Source organism: Asticcacaulis benevestitus DSM 16100 = ATCC BAA-896, from assembly GCF_000376105.1.
In the GTDB taxonomy this organism is placed as follows: Bacteria; Pseudomonadota; Alphaproteobacteria; order Caulobacterales; family Caulobacteraceae; genus Asticcacaulis; species Asticcacaulis benevestitus.
Window position 1 is genome coordinate 55,202 of sequence record NZ_AQWM01000015.1, and the last position, 20,413, is coordinate 75,614.

General features: G+C 60.4%; 15 protein-coding genes. 8 read left to right on the top strand and 7 right to left on the bottom strand.

Annotated features, from left to right (window positions below; genetic code table 11):
* Positions 1-548: 548 nt before the first annotated feature.
* Positions 549-833: a hypothetical protein gene (locus B060_RS0114690; protein ID WP_018082557.1), complete on the top strand. Its 285-nt coding sequence runs from the start codon at positions 549-551 to the stop codon at positions 831-833.
* A gap of 59 nt (positions 834-892) precedes the next feature.
* Complete coding sequence (locus B060_RS0114695) at positions 893-1,099, top strand: hypothetical protein (protein WP_018082558.1); 207 nt, start codon at positions 893-895, stop codon at positions 1,097-1,099.
* Positions 1,100-1,119: 20 nt separating this feature from the next.
* On the opposite strand, the gene rsgA is transcribed toward B060_RS0114695, so the two are convergent.
* From rsgA to B060_RS0114735, 7 genes are all read right to left on the bottom strand, one after another.
* Complete coding sequence (rsgA, locus tag B060_RS0114700) at positions 1,120-2,142, bottom strand: ribosome small subunit-dependent GTPase A (RefSeq protein ID WP_018082559.1); 1,023 nt, start codon at positions 2,140-2,142, stop codon at positions 1,120-1,122.
* 114 nt (positions 2,143-2,256) lie between these two features.
* Complete coding sequence (locus B060_RS0114705; RefSeq protein WP_018082560.1) at positions 2,257-4,473, bottom strand: endo-beta-N-acetylglucosaminidase; 2,217 nt, start codon at positions 4,471-4,473, stop codon at positions 2,257-2,259.
* A gap of 35 nt (positions 4,474-4,508) precedes the next feature.
* A complete protein-coding gene (locus B060_RS0114710; protein WP_018082561.1) occupies positions 4,509-6,608 on the bottom strand; it encodes an alpha-L-fucosidase in 2,100 nt (699 codons plus the stop codon).
* 186 nt (positions 6,609-6,794) lie between these two features.
* Complete coding sequence (locus B060_RS0114720; RefSeq protein WP_018082562.1) at positions 6,795-7,535, bottom strand: GntR family transcriptional regulator; 741 nt, start codon at positions 7,533-7,535, stop codon at positions 6,795-6,797.
* 153 nt (positions 7,536-7,688) lie between these two features.
* A complete protein-coding gene (locus B060_RS0114725; protein WP_018082563.1) occupies positions 7,689-8,474 on the bottom strand; it encodes a GntR family transcriptional regulator in 786 nt (261 codons plus the stop codon).
* Positions 8,475-8,501: 27 nt separating this feature from the next.
* Complete coding sequence (locus B060_RS0114730; RefSeq protein WP_018082564.1) at positions 8,502-9,260, bottom strand: copper homeostasis protein CutC; 759 nt, start codon at positions 9,258-9,260, stop codon at positions 8,502-8,504.
* A complete protein-coding gene (locus B060_RS0114735; RefSeq protein WP_018082565.1) occupies positions 9,257-10,168 on the bottom strand; it encodes a glucosamine kinase nucleotide-binding domain-containing protein in 912 nt (303 codons plus the stop codon). Before B060_RS0114735 ends, B060_RS0114730 begins: the two co-directional genes overlap by 4 nt.
* Here B060_RS0114735 and B060_RS0114740 point away from each other — a divergent pair.
* The 6 genes from B060_RS0114740 (at position 10,167) to B060_RS24710 (ending at position 20,409) form a co-directional block, all read left to right on the top strand.
* Entirely contained in the window at positions 10,167-10,361 is a 195-nt protein-coding gene (locus tag B060_RS0114740; protein WP_018082566.1) for a hypothetical protein, read from the top strand. The genes B060_RS0114735 and B060_RS0114740 overlap by 2 nt on opposite strands.
* A gap of 409 nt (positions 10,362-10,770) precedes the next feature.
* Positions 10,771-11,355: an RNA polymerase sigma factor gene (locus B060_RS0114745; RefSeq protein WP_018082567.1), complete on the top strand. Its 585-nt coding sequence runs from the start codon at positions 10,771-10,773 to the stop codon at positions 11,353-11,355.
* The gene (locus B060_RS0114750) at positions 11,324-12,298 is read left to right on the top strand and encodes a FecR family protein (protein ID WP_018082568.1); all 975 of its coding nucleotides are present in this window, start codon (positions 11,324-11,326) and stop codon (positions 12,296-12,298) included. Before B060_RS0114745 ends, B060_RS0114750 begins: the two co-directional genes overlap by 32 nt.
* Before the next feature lie 22 nt (positions 12,299-12,320).
* A complete protein-coding gene (locus tag B060_RS0114755; RefSeq protein ID WP_155847643.1) occupies positions 12,321-15,521 on the top strand; it encodes a TonB-dependent receptor in 3,201 nt (1,066 codons plus the stop codon).
* Positions 15,522-15,708: 187 nt separating this feature from the next.
* Positions 15,709-18,654, top strand: a complete 2,946-nt coding sequence (locus B060_RS0114760) for a TonB-dependent receptor domain-containing protein (RefSeq protein WP_026172867.1) — start codon at positions 15,709-15,711, stop codon at positions 18,652-18,654.
* Between the two features lie 96 nt (positions 18,655-18,750).
* Positions 18,751-20,409 carry a peptide-N4-asparagine amidase gene (locus B060_RS24710; protein WP_157405648.1) on the top strand — a complete coding sequence of 553 codons (1,659 nt, stop codon included), beginning with the start codon at positions 18,751-18,753 and terminating at the stop codon, positions 20,407-20,409.
* The last annotated feature ends 4 nt before the right edge of the window (positions 20,410-20,413 follow it).

Here is a 20,413-nt window from a genome sequence, read left to right on the forward strand (position 1 = left end):
AGAAACGAGGCACATTTATCCACACTTCGCCACTCTTATCCTCTTTGCGATGTAGATTGGCGTGCAACATCTATCCCCGAATTGGGGTGATCGACGACTCGTCTAAAGGGAACCACGCTTTCCGAGATCTATGGGTCGACCACTTAGTTTTAGCAGGTGGGTCCAAGCTCGGGATGTGGATGGAACTCAGGTTTTGCGGGCTTTGGGCCGTGTTCTTGGTTTGAGCCGCATTCGGTATCATGTGCCCCTTTAAGGTTCGATGGCCATAACGCGAAGACATTTTAGGCCTATTCGCGCTGACGCCGGTCGAGGCCAATGGATAAAGAAGGTTGCAGACATCTAAACCATCACATGCGTCTGACGCATTCGTGAGTTAATGTGGTTTGATCAAGATCTTTAGGGAAGGCACTATGTATATATCAGAGTTTAAGTGTTGATGTCATGACTTTAGCATTTGATTTTGTTTTTATGAGTTGCGTCATTCTTCTCATATTTTTTATAGTCTTTAATAAAGTGAGGTGAAGGCGCTGAATTTCAGGAGTAGACACATGATCGGCGCCTATGCCTATACACTTATTCACCCACCACTTTCGCTTGATGCCCTCACGCCGCTGGAGCGGCTGATCTTAGGGGAAGTGATGGAGAGCAGAGTCCTGAAAAAGCGCCTTCATCTTTACGCCTTTGATGATCTGGCCCTGCCGTTTGATCTCTTTCTGCATGACGTGGGCGCCGCCCTTGAGGCCAGCCAGGACCGGGAGGATGGTCGGAATGTCTGGGTTTCAGGTCTTATAGAGGCCACCAGCCACCATGACGACAGCATAGACTCGATCTGAGCCAGGGTGAGGTGTCGTTAGCGCACATCCTGCAGGATATTGTCAGGCGCTCGCCAACCATGACCCATCTGGTCATGACCACAGGCTATGCCCGTTCAGGCCTCGAAGCCGGGGCGGCGGGGCCTTCGGTTACGGTCATCACGAATGGCGATGTTCAACATAAATGCACCACGGAAATTATTGACGCGCTTCTCGATGATGCTGGCCTGCTGCCCAATGCGACCTTGCCTTCGCGGGACGTGGGTTATTGCGTCAGGCGTTCATAGGCCGGAAAGGCAAGGCGCACTTACCTGTTCTTGCGCTGCAAGGTCCTGTTGCCACGCGGCCCGGTCTGGACCGGGGTATTGCTGACGTTCTCTTCGAGCAGTTTGCGCCAGCGCGCCACACGCTCTTCATCGAGTGCGCCGGACGCAACCGCGGCGCGCACCGCACAGCCTGGCTCGTGGGCGTGGCTGCAGTCGCTGAACTTGCACAAGGGTGCCAGTTCGGTGATTTCGGCAAACAGGGTGTCGATACCATAGGCCACGTCACCGACGTGCAGATTGCGCATCCCCGGTGTGTCGATGATCCATCCCCCGCCCGACATGGCATGGAGAGAGCGGGCGGTTGTGGTGTGGCGGCCTTTGGCATCCTGCTCGCGGATCCCGCCCGTCTGTTGTGGAGACTGGCCAGCGCCGGCCAGGGTATTGACGAGGGTCGATTTGCCCACGCCTGAGGAGCCCACGAGGGCTACAGTCTGGCCTTTTAGACACCAGGGCGCCAAGGCCGTCGCGGCCTCGTCCGACCGGGCATTGAGCGTAACTACGGGAAGGTCACGCTGTAAGCCAGCGGCCTGACGGGCATAGGTCTCGGCATCTGAGACTGTATCGGCCTTGGTCAGGACGAGCACCGGCGTCGTGCCGGCTTCATTCGCCATCACCAGATAGCGCTCCAGACGCGCCGGGTTGAAGTCGGCATTGCATGAGGTCACGATAAACAGGGTATCGACATTGGCCGCGGCAAGCTGTTGCATGTGCTGGCCCTCGACATGCCGTTGCAGGACCGTTTTGCGATCGAGGCGCCGGTGCAGAAGGAGGGTGTCCGGTGTGACGAGCACCCAGTCGCCCACGGCATATTCGGCGGTGTTGGCGCGCGGCGGCAGGGTGAGCCGCAGAAGTCCGGTGTCCGAGATGACGCTCAAGCGGGCGCGATGCACCTCAGCGATGCGGTAAGGCCGATAGCCTTCGTCGTCCGCACCCATCTGATCGGCAAAGACTTCGGACCATCCCAGGTCGAGCATGAAGGGGAGATTGTCGATCGCGCTCTCCACTTACATTGGTTCCGAAGGCCACGACCTTGCGTTCAAGACAAACTCTCTGACTGTCATCACGCCGTGATAGCAGATGTCTTGCTCAAGAGACATGTAATTCGCGTCTGCGACGCGTCACACCCAGTTAAAGGTCACGATCGCCGGTTTCCCATCGCCCGGCACCAGATGCAGGACGGTTTGGCCTGCGCCCTTTTCGCGCGGCAGGTCGCTGACATAGTAGGCGTCGCCGGTAATGCGGCCAAGCCAGGTCTTGCCCTTACCTGTCACGGCCAGGATATCATAATAGGGCACGCTGGCATCGAGGGTCCACTGAAGCTGCAGCTCGGCTGACTGACCGCCAGACTGAACGCGGCTTTGTGCGATTTTGAAGCCTTGCGGCTGAGCGGGGCTGACCCTTGTGACATCGGTCAGCGACAGCTCGCCGATATTGACGCGGTAGGCCGTGGTCTTGCCGGAGGAGGCGAAGCCCAGCGACACGACCGCCAGGGTGCGGCCCGCATACTTGGCGAGACTTTGCGCCCACTGTTTCCAGCTGGATGTGAGCGCCTTGCCGGCCTTGATGTTGATCCACTCGGTGACTTGGGGTGCGTCCTCGAAGACCAGGCCGGCCTTCATCAGACCGCGTGCGCCGCCCTTAAAAACGAGGCCAAGCGTGGTCTTGTTGTCGACCGCGATCTTCGTTTTATAGAGACGCACCTCCATGGCGTTCTCGGCGCCAAGCTTGCCAGTGATCGCCAGCGATGCGCCGCCATTATAAGCGTCGTCGAAATCGTAATCGACCTCCAGCAGGCCTTCGGCACCCGTATCGGCGTTGAGCGGACGGTCGAGCGGCTTGGTCCACCACGCCCAGGTCGGCAGCACGTCCTGAATGCCAAGGTTGAACCACGGCGTTTCGGCGACCTTGACGCCGTCAAGGAAGAAACGGTCGCCTTCGCCGGTATTGAACCGCGTCACGAAGGGCAGGGCACCTATCATCGAGCGCTCGGCGATGAAGTTGGCAACGCCATAGGTAATCGGCAGGCGCAACTGGTCGGTCGGTTTGCCGGGTGCTTCGTAGTCGGTATAGATCTTGCGCACATCGGCCGGACCGTAGATGACGGCTTCTGCGGCGGTCGGCGTATTGTTACGCGCCGGATTGCCCGACTTGCCCGACCAGAACTGACGATGCAGGCGATACCAGGCCTTACGGGTGCGCTTCGGGTCGGTCAGATCAGCGAGGTCTTCGCGGTCCTGCGCCGACAGGCTGGTCGAGGCCTTGAGCTGATCAAGGCGGGCGCGACCGATCTTGCGCAGGCCGTCTTCGGCACTATAGACCTGCAAACCACCGGAGGCGGGGCCGCCATTGGGCGTCACGACAACCGGCGCCATCAGGCCGAGATAGCCGGGCCCCGGATAGAGCTGTAGGCCATAATAGATATTGCGCGGATCGTATTGCGGCAGGGCGAGGGTCGAGACGTCCGGTATCGGATGGCCGGAACAGCATCCGCGCGTCAGGCCGTAATTGCTCCAGCCCTGATCGAGCATCATTGAATTGGCGCGGGGCGCATCGGCTTCGCGCGGACGGCCATCGACATGAGGCGAGCCCGGCCAGACGGCGGCCGCATCGGTATAGCCGTTATAATACTGGATGTGGAAGTCGCCAAGACCTTGTCTGGCGGCTTCGACCTGCATCAAACCAATCAGGTCTTGCACCGCGCGGGCGTCGTCGTCCGTATAGCTCTCGAAATTGACAAAATAACCGTCGAAACCGAAATAGGCGGCCAGGTTGACGAGCTTTTGGGCGACTTCGGCGCGTGGCAGGTCCGAGCCGTCGAACATGCGTTTGTCGGGCTGGAACATGGTGGCCAGGATGCGCGCGCCATTGCGGTGGGCGGCGTCGATCAGGGCGGCATTGGGCACATAGCCGGTCGTGTTCCAGGCGACGACGATATCCTGATACTGCCATGAGCGCTCGACATGGACGCGGCTGCGCGCGCCGGTCTGGTAGCGCGTCCGGTTCAGATCCTCATCCGGCCCGGCCAGGGTCAGGTAGGCGGCCAGGAGCGTGCCGCCGGGCACATCGGGATTTTGCGCCGGATGCGCTTGCGTGGCGGCAAAGGGCGCGATGCGCTTGGCGCGGCGGACATGCGACCGGAAGAAGGGCGCTGACGGGTTGGTGTCCGGATCGTAGGCCTTGAAGGCGTCCCACGGATCTGCGCCGGTCAGGGGATAGGCCGGGGCGATACTGACTATGTCCGTCGCGCGCGCCATGGCGGCCGGCAGGGTGAGCATGGCGGCTGTGGCGCCGGCAAGGGTCATGAACTGGCGGCGGGAAGCGTCAAGGCGGGTCATGGTATCTCTGATCTGTAGCGGGCGGTAACGGGCGTTTAGCGGGTGATGATGCCGAGGCTGCCGGTGACGATGATGGGCTTGTCCTGTACGGCGCGTGGCAGGCGCAGGCGCAGGTAACGGCCCTGATGCGGGGCGGCAAAGCGGATCTTCTGTTCGGTGCGGCTGGCGGCGATGTTGGAGAATTCGCCGCTGGCGACCGGCTGGCCCCAGGTCTTGCCATCTTCGCTGACGAAGGCCTCGTACCCGGCGGGTGCGCCCATGCGGGCGACGATATCGACGCCTAAGAAGATATCATGGACGGCCGGGCGCAGGGTGAAGCCCTTCAGAGTATAACTCTTGGCGAGATCAAGGACGATATCGACCGGCTGGCCCTCCGTGCCGGCGAATGTGCCGCCTTTCAGCAGGTTCTCCGGCGCATCGCCATTGGCGGCCAGCACCTTCCAAAGAGTGGGTGACACGTCGAAGTCGCGTGTGATCGGCGCACTGGTCACGCCGGTCTCAGACCGTCGGGCGATCGCCGTCACGATGCCGCCATCACTCAAAGCGAAGGGGGCGGTAAACAGGGGCGAGGCGGCGGTGGGTGTCGTACCGTCGAGGGTATAGTGCACTTCAAGGCCTTTTTCAGGCGCCGACAGGGTAACGATCCCTTGCTGATCACGGCTGATAGCGGGTTCTTCAAGCGTATCGGGCAGGCGGAACAGCCCAAAATTATTAATAACCGGCGAGGCGGCGGCGGTCAGGATGCGCACACGGACGCGCGTCGTTGTCACCGGCTGGCTGAGGCGGATGAGGCGTTCGTCGCCGATCGCGGTGTGTTGGGCAATCTCGGCCCAGGCGCCGTCTTTCCAGATGTCGACAGCATAGTCATGGACCCGCACGCCGAGCGTCAGGTCTTCCGACAGGCGGATCACGTCGAAGGTCGCAGGCTTTTGCAAGGCCACGTCAAGCCAAGCGCCTGCCGTATCGCGCTCGGCGGCGGCCCAGAAGCTCGTGGTGGAAAGCGCATTGTCTGCGGCGAGGGCGGTATTGAAACGGCTGCTCGCCGTTACCTTGGCGCCCAGAGCCAGGTTTTTGGCAAAACCGGCATCGCGGATGGCCTTCCAGGCTTTCAGCGAGGCGACATCGGCATCGGGTATGCGCCCCCGGCGGTCGGGCGCCAGGTTGAGCAGCAGATTGGTGCCGCGGCCGACCGATTCAAAATAGATCTTGGTCAGGTTGGCGGCGGAACGCGGCGCTTCGTCGGCGTGCCAGAACCAGCCGGGACGGATCGAGACGTTGGTTTCAGCCGGATCCCATATGGGGCCTCCGAGTACACCACTATTGGCCTTTTGCTGGCTGTAGGTCGAGGTGTCCCACGTTGGCCAGCACGGATCACCCGCGACGCCTTGCTCGTTGCCGACCCAGCGAATGTCCATGTGCTCGTCGGCGAACATGACGGCGTCGGGCTGGTTCTTGCGCACCAGGGCGCGCACCTTGTCCCACTGATAATAGGTCTGGTCGATCTTGCGACGTTCGCGTGCTCCGCCATAGTAGCCGTCGCCGCCATTGGCGCCATCGAACCAGACCTCGAACAGTTTGCCATACTGCGTGGTCAGTTCTTCGAGCTGGTTATGGTAATACTCAACATAGGCCGGGCGGCCATATTCGGCGTGATTGCGGTCCCACGGCGACAGATAGACGCCAAAGGCCAAGCCGTGACGGCGGCAAGCATCGGAGATCTCGCCGACGATATCACCCTTGCCGTTTTTGTAGGGACTGTTTTTCACCGAATGTTCGGTATAGCGGCTGGGCCACAGGCAGAAACCGTCATGGTGTTTGGCGGTAAGGACAAGACCCGTCAGGCCACCGGACTTGGCGGCTTCGACGATCTGGTCGGCGCTGAAATCTGTCGGGTTGAACAGGGATTCCGACTCGTCGCCAAATCCCCATTCGCGATCGGTGAAGGTGTTGATGGTGAAGTGCATGAAGGCATAGGTGTTACGCTTATGCCAGGCCAGTTGGCGCGGTGAGGGCGTGGCGCCAAACGGTTTGGGACGCGCGGTCGAACCTGCGAAAGCGCTCGCCGCAGACAGGCTGGCGGCGGTGGCCGCGCCCATGATCAAAAGGTGGCGTCGTGTCGAAGTGGTCATGTCCATCCTTGCTTCCTGCCCTTGGATCAACGCTTCGTCCCCAACGATAAGGGGCGACAACATTTACTTAGGAGCGAAATACGGCGTCAGGCTATTGTGGATTCGCAGCCTGAACTGCCTCTTATTGGTCATGACAACTCTACCGATGCCTTTGGGATTGGCAACGATAAAAATCGTTTCCCTGATAAAAATTTATGGGTTGTAACTGAGCTCGGACATCAGGTCGTAGGCGTCGCCGCGATAATAGGACTGGGTGAACTCCGCCGGGCGGCCATCCGCGAGAAAGCCGCGGCGCTCGATCAAAAGGCCGGGTGAGCCCACCGGGATGCCGAGGAGACCGGCCTGTTCGGCATTGAAGGCGACGGCGCGCAGGCGTTGCAGGGCGCGGATCGGGCGTGTGCCGAACTGCTCCATAGCTTCATAAAGGGACTCGTTGACCGATTCGAGCGAGGGCAGGCAATCGCCGGGCACGGTGGAATAGTCGAGGCCCATGGACACGCCATCGGCGAAGCGCATGCGATTGAAGCGATAAACCAGGCTGCCAGGCGACAGTCCCATGGTCATGGCCTCTTCCGGATTGACGCTGCCTGCCGATTTCGACAGCCACTTGCTGCTGGGCACGCGGCCTCGCGAGATCATGTCCTCGGTAAAGGAGGACATCTTGGAATAGCTCTTTTCGACGCGCGTGGCTACGAAGGTGCCGGCGCCCTGGCGGCGGGTCAAGAGGCCCTCATAAACCAGGCCATCCACCGCCTTGCGCACGGTGATGCGCGAGACATTGTAGGCTTCGGCCAGTTCACGCTCCGTGGGGATCGCGTCTTCGGGCGCCAGTTGGCGGCTGGTAATCTGTTGCCGCAGCGACTCCTGAAGCTGGAGGTATAGGGAGGCGGTCTTGACGCTACCGTCTGAAGCAACACGTTTGGTCAACGTCATCTATTCCTGCGGCCCCGGTTCAATTTTTATACAACAGGCTATTGTTATAACAACCGTCAGAGGGCTGCCTTTTTTATATATGACATTGGTATTATAGGGTCAATTTGAATTTCCGCATTATGCCCTGACCATAACGTGACGGTCTCGCGCGTCTCAGGCGGGAACGAAAGGCGTGGCCTGGTCTTTCGACAGGTTGGTGGCGCCTTCGGTCAGGGAAATCTCGGCTATCACATCGGAGGCATCGCCGCGATACCAGGCGCGTGTCAGTTCGGCGGTCCGGCCGTCACGCAGGTAACCCTGGCGCTCTATGAACAGGCCGGGCGTGCCGGTCTCAACCTTCAGCAATTTGGCCTCCTCGGCCGCGAGCGCTATGGCGCGCAAGCGTTGCAGCGTACGGCTGGGGGCATTGCCAGCCTCCCTCAGGGCGCTGTAGAGCGACTCTTCGACGGTATGTTCCGATGGCAGGCAATACCACGGCACCAGAGATATCTCGGTGGCGATGGGGCTTAAGTCGACATAGCGAACGCGTTTGAAGCGGTAGACGCGGGCGCCCGGACCCAGGTCGAGGGCGATGGCGTCCTGCGGCGTCACCGTGTCGATGCTGCGGTCCGTCACGACGCTATGCGTGCTGCCTGCGCTGATGGCCATGTCTTCACCTAAGCCCTTAAGTCCGGACGTCTGGGTGATGGCGCGCGCCGTTGCGTAGGTGCCGGCGCCCTGACGACGCGTCAGGAGGCCCTTGCGCTGCAGATCGCCAAGGGCGCGGCGCACGGTCATGCGTGAGATGCCGTAGCGCTCGGCGAGGTCACGTTCGGTGGGCAAGGGGGCGCTGCTGCTCGTATCGCCGTCGAGAATAGCGTCGCGCAGGACGCGCTCCAACTGAAGATAGAGCGGTCCGCGCGTGGGTGCCAGGTCCGGCAATCTGTGCAAAAACGTCATGTTACATCATCGCCGGCTTTTCGTCCGTCACTGGGCGGCGACGATATGGAAGGGCGCCAGGGCTTCACGCAGGTCTGTGACGCGCTGCCGGTCGGTACGGCGGTGATCGGCATAGCCAAAATCTGAGGCGCCTGACGTGACCGTCGCGGCCTTGCTGCAAGAACCATGGACCGCACGCACACCGGTGTTGCGGACGATCTCACCGACATTCTGCGCATGGATACCGACGCCAGCCATGATCTCGATGCGTGGCGTTGCGGGATGGCTTTGCAGATAGGTCATAAGCTTGGCGATGACGTCGACGCCCTCGATCGCCGATGGCGCGCAGCCTGAGGTCAGTAGGGTGTCGATCGCGACGCTCTGGGCGAAGTTAAGCGCCACAAGCGGATCCGGCACCAGATCAAAACTGCGGTGCAGGGTGACCTTAAGGTCGGCGGCCCGGGCATGGTTGACCAGGCGCGAGAGCATGGGCTCATCCAGCTCACCGCTCAGCTGGTTGGCACCCACGACGACACCCTCCAGGCCAATGGCGGCCACCGAGTCGATATCATCGAGCATCATGGTCAGCTCGGTCTCGCTGTAGGTAAAATCGCCCTGACGGGGACGGATCATGGCGCGGGTCGGGAAGCCGATAGACTTGGCCAGACGCATCATGCCGATGCTGGGGGTCAGGCCGCCGATGCCGAGGCTGGCGCACAGTTCGATACGATCAGCGCCATGGGCGGCAGCGATCTCAAGGCCTTCGGCGGTATCGACGCAGATTTCGAGCAAAATGGATCCGGTCATGCGTCTTCCCTGAGCGCGATGGTAGCGTCATCTGGCTGGCGCGCCAGCAGAATAGCACCATCGAGAATGTCGGTCGCTGGTTCGGCCAAAACCGCCTTGGTGGCATCGGACAACCACGGCCGGATGTGGGGCCCCAGGCCGCCGACCAAGCACACGCGCGGGGCACCAAGTTTGATTTGATGCGCGATGAAGGTGTCTATATCGGCGGCGGTCTGTTCAATCAGGCCGATGGCGATCCCATCGCGCTGGCGGGCGTGGTCGAAGACGATGGGCGACAGCGCGCCGTAATCAGAAGGTCGCGCGCGTTCCGACCAGTCGATGATCGCGGCGGGATGGCCGAAATGGGCAATGAGCGCAAGAGCAAGGGGCGAGGCGGGGGCCAGGCCGTCATGGGCCTTCAACGCGGCGGCGACCGCATCGCGGCCTAGCGCGGCGGCGGAGCCCGTTTCGCTTAAAAGAAAGCCCCAGCCACCGACCGGATGGCCTTTGCCGCGGATGATGGCGTAGCTGGAACTGCCGGTGCCGGCGATCTGGATGCCACCGTCGCGGCCCTCAAAGGCGCCAAGGCAGGCGACATGATAATCGGCGGCGGCGCGCAGCGCGCCGAAATCTGCCTTTGGCGCGGCCTCAAGCGTGCGGGTGCAGTCGTTGGGCGTCACCACGCCGGCGAGGCCCAACCCCACGGCGGTTTGCGGGAAAATGTCACGTGTCAGGCCGGCCTTTGCCAGCGCCTTGTCGATCGACGCCATGATGTTGGTCCAGGCCAGATCGAGCCCTAAGCGGATATTGGCGGGGCCGCTTTCGGCCTCTCCAAGGATATCGCCTATCTCGTTACGCAGCCTTGCGCGGCATTTTGTACCGCCACCATCAACACCAAGGTAAAAAGCGGGTGAAAAATTGCTTTTCATGACAATCATTTATTTCCAGGCATTTATTTCCAGGCATCGGATATTGACGGGATGGGTCTCCTTCGCCCCGGCATGGCAGGATGGCGCGCAGACATCATTTTTGCAAATTGGCGCGATATTAATGCTGACCAATATGGCTATTGTCATATCAAATAATACAAACGCCGGCGATTTGTCTATAAAAACCGTCTGAAATGTGAAGATTGTGTGATCCGCCGCGTCAGATGTGGTTGCGAATAGGCTGTCAAGGCAACAGGGCCGCAAAAAAGCCTCGGCCGATACGCGCCGGCGCTCCACTTTAAAGTGCGATTTTTATGGCGGTGGCCGTCAAGCTTCATGTCTGCCGGGGCTTTGAGGCGACCGCCTTTTTGTCCCTTAGCGTGTGAGGCCTGCTTGACCACACGATCACAATCGCCTGTGTTGCTTTAAGGCATTGGATGTGCAGAATCCTCTCACGTAAAGGGGGAATGTCATAACAATTGGATGACAGCGTGTTGACTTGGCGGGCGTTTGCTCTAACTCTGCCAGCTTAAGGGAGAAAGGGCGTTGTTAAAGCGTACGCCACCCTCAGTTTTCAATGGCATGGGACCCGGCTTAGCTGAATGGCTATTGATCGCAAAAGGATCGTGAACTGGATTGCGGCTGAGATCATGCCGCATGAAAAGTCGGTGCGCGCCTGGTTGCGACGCCTCAAGGTCAATCAGGACGAGATCGACGATCTGATCCAGGAAGCCTACTGCAATCTGGCCGGTCTCGAACGGATTGACCACATCGTCTGTCCCGACCGTTATTTTTTTCTGACCGCCCGCAATCTACTCAACGACAAGCGGCGGCGTGCCAAGGTGATCCGGTTCGAGGGCCTGGCCGAAATGGACAGCTTAGACATGACGTCCGATGATCCGTCGCCGGAACGTATCATATCGGCGCGGCGGGAGTGGGAGGCGGTGGCCCGGGTCATCCGCAGCCTGCCATCACGTTGCCGTCGGGTGTTTGAGCTGCGCAAGGTGCACGGCATGTCGCAGAAACTTATCGCGCAACAGCTCAATATTTCCGAGAGTGCGGTCGAAAATGAAGGTGTAAAGGGCATGCGGCTTATCCTGCAGGCCTTGAGAGACGATACCGGTGCGGAAAGCCCGGACTGGTTACAGGTGAAGAATGACAGATATCGAAACCGCAGCCGACATTGAGGCCGCTGCGGCTTCATGGGTTTTACGCCTCGACCGTTCTCCGAATGATGCGAAGCTGAAGGCCGACCTTGAAGCGTGGATGAAAGACGATAACCGGCGACGCGGCGCGTTTTTGCAGGCCGAAGCCGCCTGGGCGATGCTCGACCAGATGCCCTGGCCGGCGCGTGAGGAAACCCTGCCGCACCCGGTCGTGATCCGTGCCGCCGAAAGGCCGCCGCATCGGCGTCAGGTCTTGTTGGGCGGGTTGGGGCTGGCGGTTGCGGCGGGCGCAGGTGTCTGGGCGCTTGGCCGCCCCGACGCCAGCTATGCCACGGTTGTCGGCGAAATCCGCAAGATTCCGCTTGGCGAGGGCTCGGTGGTCGCGGTCAATACGGACTCGCAGATATCCGTTTCGATGCGATCGGCACAGCGGCGCATCCGGCTTGAGTCCGGAGAGGTGTGGTTTCAGGTCGCGCCTGACAAGGACCGTCCGTTTGTCGTCGAGGCAGGCGCGCTGCGTCTGCAGGCACAGGCGACGGCTTTTTCCGTTCGCAGCCTGGAAGGCGGCGCAGAAATCCTGGTCAGCGAGGGTGTGGTGAGCGCGTCTTTGCGCGGTCTATCTCCGGTGTCTGTAGCCGCCGGCGAAAAAGCCGTGACGACCTCGGGTGTAATCTCCGTGCAGGCGCTTGGCCTTGAAGATATCGGTCGTAAACTGGCGTGGCGCGAGGGCAATATCGACTTGGCGGGCGACTCGCTGGCCTATGCGGTGAGCCAGTTCAACCGTCACAATCAGCGCCAACTGGTCATTTCCGATCATGCCTTATCGGCCCGAAAACTGTACGGTGTTTTTCATGCCAACGATCCCGAAGCTTTCGCCAGGGCGGTCGAAGTCAGTTTGGGAGCGCCTGTTTTTGTGCGCGCCGACCACATTGACATAGGCCGCCGTTCGGCCTTGTCGTCTTGAGCGCGGAGGGCGGGGGAAGGCATTGAGGTGGCCACGCGTCAGCTTCGGGGTGATAGGGCTTCTGGCGATGCTTTTGGCATGGCCAGTCATCGCGCTGGCTCAAAAATCCGCCCCCCCGCTTGACTTCGACGTTCCGGCACAAGCCGCAGCCACGGGTGCAGCGGCTTTCGGGCGCCAGGCACATGTGCAGGTTCTAATCTCCGAAGAGGCGGCACGCGGGCGGCGCCTGCGGGCTGTCCAGGGGCGCTATGAGGTGGATAAGGCGCTGCGTCTGATGCTGTGGGGCAGCGACCTGCGCGCTGTCCAGATTCGTCCGGGGGTCTATAGTCTTGTGGTGGCGGCGCCACCTAACAAGCCACTGACCGCCTTGCCCAAACGGCGCGCCCCGAAGGTTCCGTCCGATCCCGCACCGCCGCAGGAGGTCATTGTCACGGGCACGCGCATCCGCCGCCCGAATCTGACCTCGGCCAGTCCGGTTGTGAGTCTGAATCGTCAGGAGCTCGTTGATCAGGGCGTTTTCAATCTCGAAGAAGCCCTTAACCGCCTGCCGCAGGCGCGGGCGGATTCGACCCAGTTCGCCAATGCCTCCGATACAGACGGGCGCGCCAAGGTCAATCTGCGCAATCTCGGCTGGCAGCGTACGCTTGTCCTGCTCGATGGTCAGCGGCTGTTGCCGGTCGAGGCGATCGATCTCAATCTGGTGCCCAAGGCGCTGGTGCGCCGCATCGATGTGCTGACCGGCGGCGCCTCGGCGACCTATGGCTCTGATGCGGTGGCGGGCGTCGTCAATCTCGTGCTCGACACAAGCTTTGAAGGCCTGGCTCTGACCGGTAGCTATGGCGGTTTCCAGCACACCAATGACGCCAGTGATATCCGCGCAGTGGCGGCGGCCTATCCGGCGATTACCCTGCCCAAAACCCACGTTCTTGATGGCTTTCGCAGCGATATCAGCCTGTCGGGCGGCAAGAGCTTCGATCAGGGCAGGGGCCATGTCAGCGTGTTCTTCGGACGCCGTGACCAGCAGGCAATCACCTGGGGCGATAGAGATTTTTCCGCCTGCCGCCTCATCGAGAGCAGCGGGCGGATGGATTGTGTGGTCAACACGATCTATTCTGAATACGGTCGTTTCGCCGTCGCCGGCGGCCCCATGAATGGTGCGGTCTATTATGGCGCCAAGGATGGCGGCGGCGTGTTCGCGCCCGGCAGCAAAAGCGCCGACTATGCCTATAGCACGCGCGAGGGCTTTGGCTTTCAACGTCCCGATCAGCGCCTGAGTGGCGGACTGTTTACGCGCTATCGCTGGTCGGAAGCGCTGGAGGTGTACGCCAGTTTGCTCGGCATCGACGATCGTACGCGTAGCCTGTTCTATCCAGCACTGGTGCGCCAGACCGTCGATCTTAACTGCGACAATCCCTACATGTCGACCTCTCAGGCGCAGAGTCTGTGCGGCGCCTATGCGGGCACCCGCGCCACCGTGGCGACCGATGTCGCCTACCAGCTCAATGGCCCCGGCAGCCGGCCGCTCGACAACCGTGCCATCAACAAGGATTACCGTATCGCGTTTGGCATGAAGGGCGATCTTGCCGATGTCTGGCGCTATGATCTCACATTTGTTGGCTCTCGCGTCTACACCTCCTTATCCGACAACAACGAAGTCGATCTGACGCGTTTCGCGCGTGCCCTTCAGGTCGTGAATGTGGGCGGCGCACCGACCTGTCTGGCGAAGGTGAGTGGGCTCGATCCCGATTGCGTGCCAGCCAATATCTTCGGTTACCACACCGTAGGTCCGGCCTTCTACGACTACGCCTATAGCCACTATACATGGGCCTCCGTGACCCAGCAGCAGGTCTATACCGCCGCACTCTCCGGCGACCTGACATCTTACGGCCTGCAGAGCCCCTGGGCTGACAAGGGCGTCGCCGCAGCCTTTGGCCTGGAATACAGGCGCGATTCCCTGCGCCATGAATCGGACCAGGCGACACGCGACTATGAGGGCTGGCTTAGCACGGTGGGTGGGCATTATGGCGTCGCCGAAGCCTATGGCGAGGTGCAGGTGCCGCTGGTGTCGGAACGGCCCTTGATGTACGCGCTGGAGATCAATGCGGCCTATCGTTTGTCGCGCTATGATAATCAGGACGATAGCCTGCCGACCAGTCGCTATGACATCCAGTACCGGCCGGTGAAAAATCTCCTGCTGCGCGCCACCCTCAACAACGCCACGCGCGCGCCCAATATCTCCGAACTCTACTCGCCCTCCTATTTCAGTATCAACGGCGTGCTGACCGACCCGTGCGCCGGTGCTGCCCCCAGCGCTTCGCAAGCTCAATGCGCCTATACCGGCGTCACAGCGGCGCAATATGGCCATGTTACGGATTGCGCGAATGCCTGCCGGACCTATGGCGGCGGCGGCAATCCTCTGGTAAGGCCCGAAAAGGCCAAGACCCTGACCTACGGCCTAGTGTGGACGCCTAAGGCGGGCGCCATGCTCTCGATCGATTATTACCGGATCGTGGTCTCCGACTTTATCGGCTATATCGATCCGCCCTCGGCCTTCAATGCCTGCCTGACCAGGGGGCTCAGCTATTACTGCGGGTTCGTGCATCGTGATCCGCTCACGGGTGCATTGAGCGGGAAGGGCTATGTCGGCGGTGCCACGCAGAACACCTACCGGCTTTATAATAGTGGCCTTGACGTTCAGGTCGCCTATGCGCAGGAACTCGGCCGCTTTGGTCGCGCCGACATCAGTCTGATCGGCACCTGGCAGGGCGCCACCTCATTTGAGCACTCGGTTGCGGAGATCCGCGTCAATTGCGCCGGCTATTTCGGCAGCCCCTACTGCTACGCGCCGCAGCCAAAATGGCGACATAACGCCCGGTTGACGTGGCACACGCCGTGGCGTCAGGCGGCGCTGTCGCTGAACTGGCGTCACATCGGTGCCACGGCCTATGCCGGTAACAGCGATGATCCGGCGGTCAATGGCGGCGTGGCGCGGTCTACCCTCTTCGCCAAGGTGCAAGCCTACAATTATATGGATGTTTCGGCAGGCCTGCGGCTGCGCCGCGATCTGAGCCTCCATCTTTCGGTCAACAATCTGTTCGACCTGACACCGCCGATCACCCCCTCGACAAATGTCGACGGGACGACCAACAATCCCAACACCTGGGCCGGCACCTACGATGCCCTCGGCCGCGCCCTTATGCTGAGCTTCGATCTCAAGTTATAAAGGGCATGACAAGTTTTTAGCGTGCCGCAGTGCGATAAAAATGTCACAAAACCTATCATAAGGCATATTTTTGACGGTTCGATGACAAAAAAGTCGTTTTCGCGCCAAGGAAAACTTTCGGCCATCCGTTGTCTCTAGTGAAGGCGGGGGATTGGCCCGGGCCTGGGAGTTATAACAGATGTCCATAATGAACAGATCCTATTTTAAAATTGGTCTTATGACCTCGATGGCCGCATGCGCCATGTTTACGTCGCAAGCTTTCGCTCAGGACGCCGCACCGGCGGACAGCGCCGCCCAGGACAAGCCCGAAGTGGTTGTGGTCACCGGCACGCGCATCCGCCGTCCGAACCTCACCTCGACCAGCCCGATCACCTCACTCGACAAAAAAGAACTGGAGTATCAGGGTGTTCTCAACCTTGAAGAAGCGCTGAACCGCCTGCCGCAGGTCCGTGCCGACTCGACCCAGTTCACCAACGGTTCGGATTCCGATGGCCGCGCCAAGATCAACCTGCGCAACCTCGGCTGGCAGCGTTCGCTCGTCCTGCTCGACGGCCAGCGCCTGCTGCCGGTTCAGGCGATCGACCTCAACATCATCCCGACCGCGCTGGTCAAGCGCGTCGACGTCCTGACGGGCGGCGCCTCGGCGGTTTACGGTTCCGACGCCATCGCCGGCGTTGTCAACTTCGCGCTCAACAAGGAATTCAACGGCATCGAAATCAATGGCAGCGTGGGTGGCTATCAGCATGCCAACGACGCCAGCGACATCCAGGCCCTGGTCAAGAATGTACCGAGCATCAACCTGCCTAAGAAGAACGTTTTCGATGGCCAGCGCACCGACATCAATATCACCGCCGGCAAGAATTTCGCCGATGGCCGCGGCAATATCAGCATCTTCCTTGATCAGCGCCATCAGGATGCCGTCACCTGGTCGCAGCGCGACTATTCGGCCTGTCGCATCCAGCAGGACAAGACCTGCGCGGTCAACTCGCTTTATTCGCCCTATGGTCGCTACACCTTCCATGGCGCGACCCCTGCCGATGATCGCACGCTTTACGGCGCCATGGACGGCAGCAACACCTTCGTGCCGGGCAGCGCCGCCTATGGCATCAACACCCGCGAAAAGTTCAACTTCCTGCGTTCGGACGATCGCTTCACCGGCGGTATCTTCGGCCACTACAAATTCAACGAGCACGCCGAAGTCTACGGCACCTTCCTTTATATGAAGGACGAAAGCTCGTCGCAGTTCTACCCGGCCCTCATGTCCGAGGATGTCAGTCTGAACTGTAACAACCCGTACCTGTCAGCGGCTCAGGCCCAGACCATGTGCGGCGCTTCTGCCGGCACCGCCGCCACCGTCTCGACCACGGTCAATTATCAGCTGGACGGTCCGGGCTCGAAGGAGCTCGACAACAAGGCCACCAACCAGGACTATCGCTACACCTTTGGCGTCCGCGGCGATATCGCCGACGGCTGGTCCTATGACGTGGGCTTTGTCGGTTCGCGCGTCGAGACGACCCTGTCGGACAACAACAATGTCGATCCGAAGTCGTTCATCAACGCCATTCAGGTCGTCAATGTCAACGGCACCGCGACCTGCCTGGTGAATGCCGACGCGATCACCACCAACGATGACCCGAAGTGTGTGCCGGCCAATATCTTTGGCTACCACAAGGTTGATCCGAAGTTCTACGACTACGCTTACCGCAACTATTCATGGGGTTCGGTCACGCAGCAGCAGACCTACACCGCCAATATCAACGGTGATCTGACGCAATACGGCATCCAAAGCCCGTGGGCCAATGACGGCGTGGCCCTGGCCGCCGGCCTCGAATATCGCCGCGATTCCCTGCGCAACGAAGTCGACGCTGTCACCAAGGAATACGAGGGTTGGCCGAGCACGGTTTCGGGCTACTACGGCGTTAAGGAATTCTATGGCGAACTGCAAATTCCGCTCGTCTCGGATAAGCCGTTCGTCTACAGCCTGGAGTTCAATACCGCCTTCCGTCAGTCCAAGTATGATAACGTAAACAAAGCTCTGGGCACTTCGAAATATGAGCTTCAGTACCGCCCGATCAAGGACCTGCTGGTGCGCGCGACCTTCAACAATGCCCAACGCGCCGCGAATGTCTCTGAGCTGTTCAGTGGCAGAATTCTGAGCGTCAATGGTTCTTTGACGGACGAGTGCGCGAAGCCTAAGCCTAAGTATTCGGCGGAACAATGCGCCCATGTCGGCATCGCGCCAGCGCAGTATGGCTCAGGCACGCTGACCGATTGCGGCAGCCTGTGTTATACCTTCGCCGGCGGCGGCAATCCGCTCCTGCGTCCCGAAGAGGCCGAGACCCTGACCTACGGCCTGGTCTATACCCCGCATCAGGTGCCAAGCCTGACGATGTCGGTCGATTACTATGACATTGTGATCAACCACTTCATTGGATATCTTGACCCTGTTCAGAACTACGACAATTGCGCCACGACAGGCTTTTCGTATTACTGCCAGTATATCCACCGTGGCACCGATGGTTCGTTCACAAAGACGGGCGGCGGTTACGTCGAGGGCGGTACGCTTAACACCAATCGCCTTCACAACCGCGGCATTGACATGCAAGCCACCTATAATTTCGATATTGGCAAGTATGGTCGCGTCGATACCAACTTTCAGGCCACGGCCCTGTCGATTACCGGTGGTCAGGATTCGCCCATTACGCCCAAGATCAACTGTGCCGGCTATTTCGGGGAGCCCCACTGCTACGCGCCGCAACCCAAGTGGCGCCATAACCTGCGCGCTACCTGGCAAATGCCGTGGTACCAGTCGTCCGTTTCAGTCAACTGGCGCCGCATCGGCAGCACCACCTTCAGCGGCAATAGCTCCGATCCGGCTGTCAGCAACAACGGCACTTCGAAGAACACCATCTTCACCAAGCTGCCGGACTATGACTATATCGACATGAGCGGCTCTATGCGTCTGCGCCAGAACCTGACACTCAACCTGTCGATCAACAACCTGTTCGATATCACCCCGCCGATCACCTATTCGCAAAACGTCGACGGCACGTCTAACAACCCGAACACATGGACGGGTACCTATGATCCTCTTGGTCGTTCGATCCTGCTGAGCTTCAAGCTGAAGCTCTAACAGAGTCGCTTCAACGATCATGTGCGGATGCGCGCTGGCTTTCCCCGGTCAGCGCGCATTTCCTTTTTATACTCTTGGGAGATGGCTATGTGGCTTATGCGTTTGACACCTTTACTGGCAGCGTTGGCCGCCTCGGCGCACGCTGAGACGATCGCCGCGCCGCCACCTGCGCCCATCGGCACCAATACGGTGGCCAGCGCCGAGCTCTATGTGGCCCGACCCGGCACGACGCCGTGCGTCGTCGATCTTTTGGCCAAACATGAGTTTATCGGCGAACAGCCCGTAGCCATGACCTATGCCCCGCCGGCGGCTTGCCCCGGCCCGTGGGCGAAGGTCGTGATCGAGACTGATTTCAACGTGACGCGCGGCCGTCAGTTCGACCGCACGGCCATCATCAATCTGGGTGGCGTCAATCTCTATCTCGGCACCACCATGGAGCCGCGCCGCGATATCGCGCCGGTCTGGCATGCCGAACGCGACATTACCGACTATTCAAGCCTGCTGACCACACCACAGAGCGGCGAATTCCTCCTCGCCAACTATGTCGATGACACCTATACGGGCCATCTTTTTGGCGCGGCGCGGCTGCTTTTCTATCCGGCAGATGCGCAAAATCCGGCGCCCGCCACGGCACAGCTTGTTGTGCCCTTAAGCGATCGTCAGGCGTCGCTCACGAACGCCGCGCCCGCTCTTACCAAGACCCTGACCCTGCCGCGCAATGTCGAGCGTCTTTATCTCGATGTCATGGCCGAACCGCAGGGCGACGATGAATTCTGGTACGGTTGCGTCTCCGATCGTTTCATCACCAAGGACGCCAATCTGTGCGGCGGCGGCAGCCTGCGCGAGACCGAGGTGCTGATTGACGGGACACCGGCCGGCGTGGCGCCGATCTATCCTTGGATCTATACCGGCGGCATCAACCCCTATCTGTGGTTCCCGTCACCGGGTGTGCAGACGCTTAATTTCGAGCCCTACCGCGTTGACCTGACGCCGTTTGCGGCCTCGCTCAATGACGGCTTGCCACATACGATCGCCTTGCAGGTCGAGGGCGCGCGCCGCTATGTCTATGCCATGGGCACGCTGATGGCGTGGCTCGACGAAGGCGTCAGCGTCGTGACTGGCGGCCTGACCCGGAACACGCTGAAAGCGCCAGAAATCAATGTTGACGATGCGCGCATGTCGGCGAAGGGCAGCGATCTGAACGGCCAGATGACCACCACCTTGCCGCGTGACTATGTGATCGAAGGCTATGTCGTGACCTCGCATGGCCGCGTCACGACCCGCCTGCACCAGACGAGCCGGTTGTCCAATCATCAGGCCTATGAGACCTCGCTAACTCAAGCGATATGGCGCGTGCGTCAATCGACAGACCTTGCGACCACCCTCACAACGACGGACGCAGCCGGTGTGCAAACGCGCATGGTTGAGGAGTCCTTTCCCCTGACCATCGACTACCACGATACCTTCCATAAGGACTACGGCCTTCAGGATATCGATCTCTATCAGGGTCTGAAGCGGACCATCCGCGAAACCGGCATCGATGGGCGGGTGCGGATAAGAAACGAAGATCTCAGCACAGCGCCGAAGCTCCACGCCCTGCTTGATCCGAAGACGCACAGGACGAAGGCCACGACTGGCACATCTGTTCATAAGGTCAGCGTAACCGATAGCGATGGCGCCTGCTATGACCGCACTCTCACCAGCCGCAACAATGTCGTCGTCACGGTGTCGGACGGCTGTACGACGAAACCCTGAGCGT

Bases quoted from the DNA above. Each gene is read 5' to 3' on its own strand.
- B060_RS0114695 (WP_018082558.1), top strand. From the start codon at position 893: ATGACCCATCTGGTCATGACCACAGGCTATGCCCGTTCAGGCCTCGAA.
- B060_RS24710 (WP_157405648.1), top strand. From the start codon at position 18,751: ATGCGTTTGACACCTTTACTGGCAGCGTTGGCCGCCTCGGCGCACGCT.
- B060_RS0114740 (WP_018082566.1), top strand. From the start codon at position 10,167: ATGACAATCATTTATTTCCAGGCATTTATTTCCAGGCATCGGATATTG.
- B060_RS0114735 (WP_018082565.1), bottom strand. From the start codon at position 10,168: ATGAAAAGCAATTTTTCACCCGCTTTTTACCTTGGTGTTGATGGTGGC.
- B060_RS0114720 (WP_018082562.1), bottom strand. From the start codon at position 7,535: ATGACGTTGACCAAACGTGTTGCTTCAGACGGTAGCGTCAAGACCGCC.
- B060_RS0114730 (WP_018082564.1), bottom strand. From the start codon at position 9,260: ATGACCGGATCCATTTTGCTCGAAATCTGCGTCGATACCGCCGAAGGC.
- B060_RS0114710 (WP_018082561.1), bottom strand. From the start codon at position 6,608: ATGGACATGACCACTTCGACACGACGCCACCTTTTGATCATGGGCGCG.
- B060_RS0114725 (WP_018082563.1), bottom strand. From the start codon at position 8,474: ATGACGTTTTTGCACAGATTGCCGGACCTGGCACCCACGCGCGGACCG.
- B060_RS0114705 (WP_018082560.1), bottom strand. From the start codon at position 4,473: ATGACCCGCCTTGACGCTTCCCGCCGCCAGTTCATGACCCTTGCCGGC.
- B060_RS0114750 (WP_018082568.1), top strand. From the start codon at position 11,324: ATGACAGATATCGAAACCGCAGCCGACATTGAGGCCGCTGCGGCTTCA.
- B060_RS0114690 (WP_018082557.1), top strand. From the start codon at position 549: ATGATCGGCGCCTATGCCTATACACTTATTCACCCACCACTTTCGCTT.
- B060_RS0114760 (WP_026172867.1), top strand. From the start codon at position 15,709: ATGAACAGATCCTATTTTAAAATTGGTCTTATGACCTCGATGGCCGCA.
- B060_RS0114745 (WP_018082567.1), top strand. From the start codon at position 10,771: ATGGCTATTGATCGCAAAAGGATCGTGAACTGGATTGCGGCTGAGATC.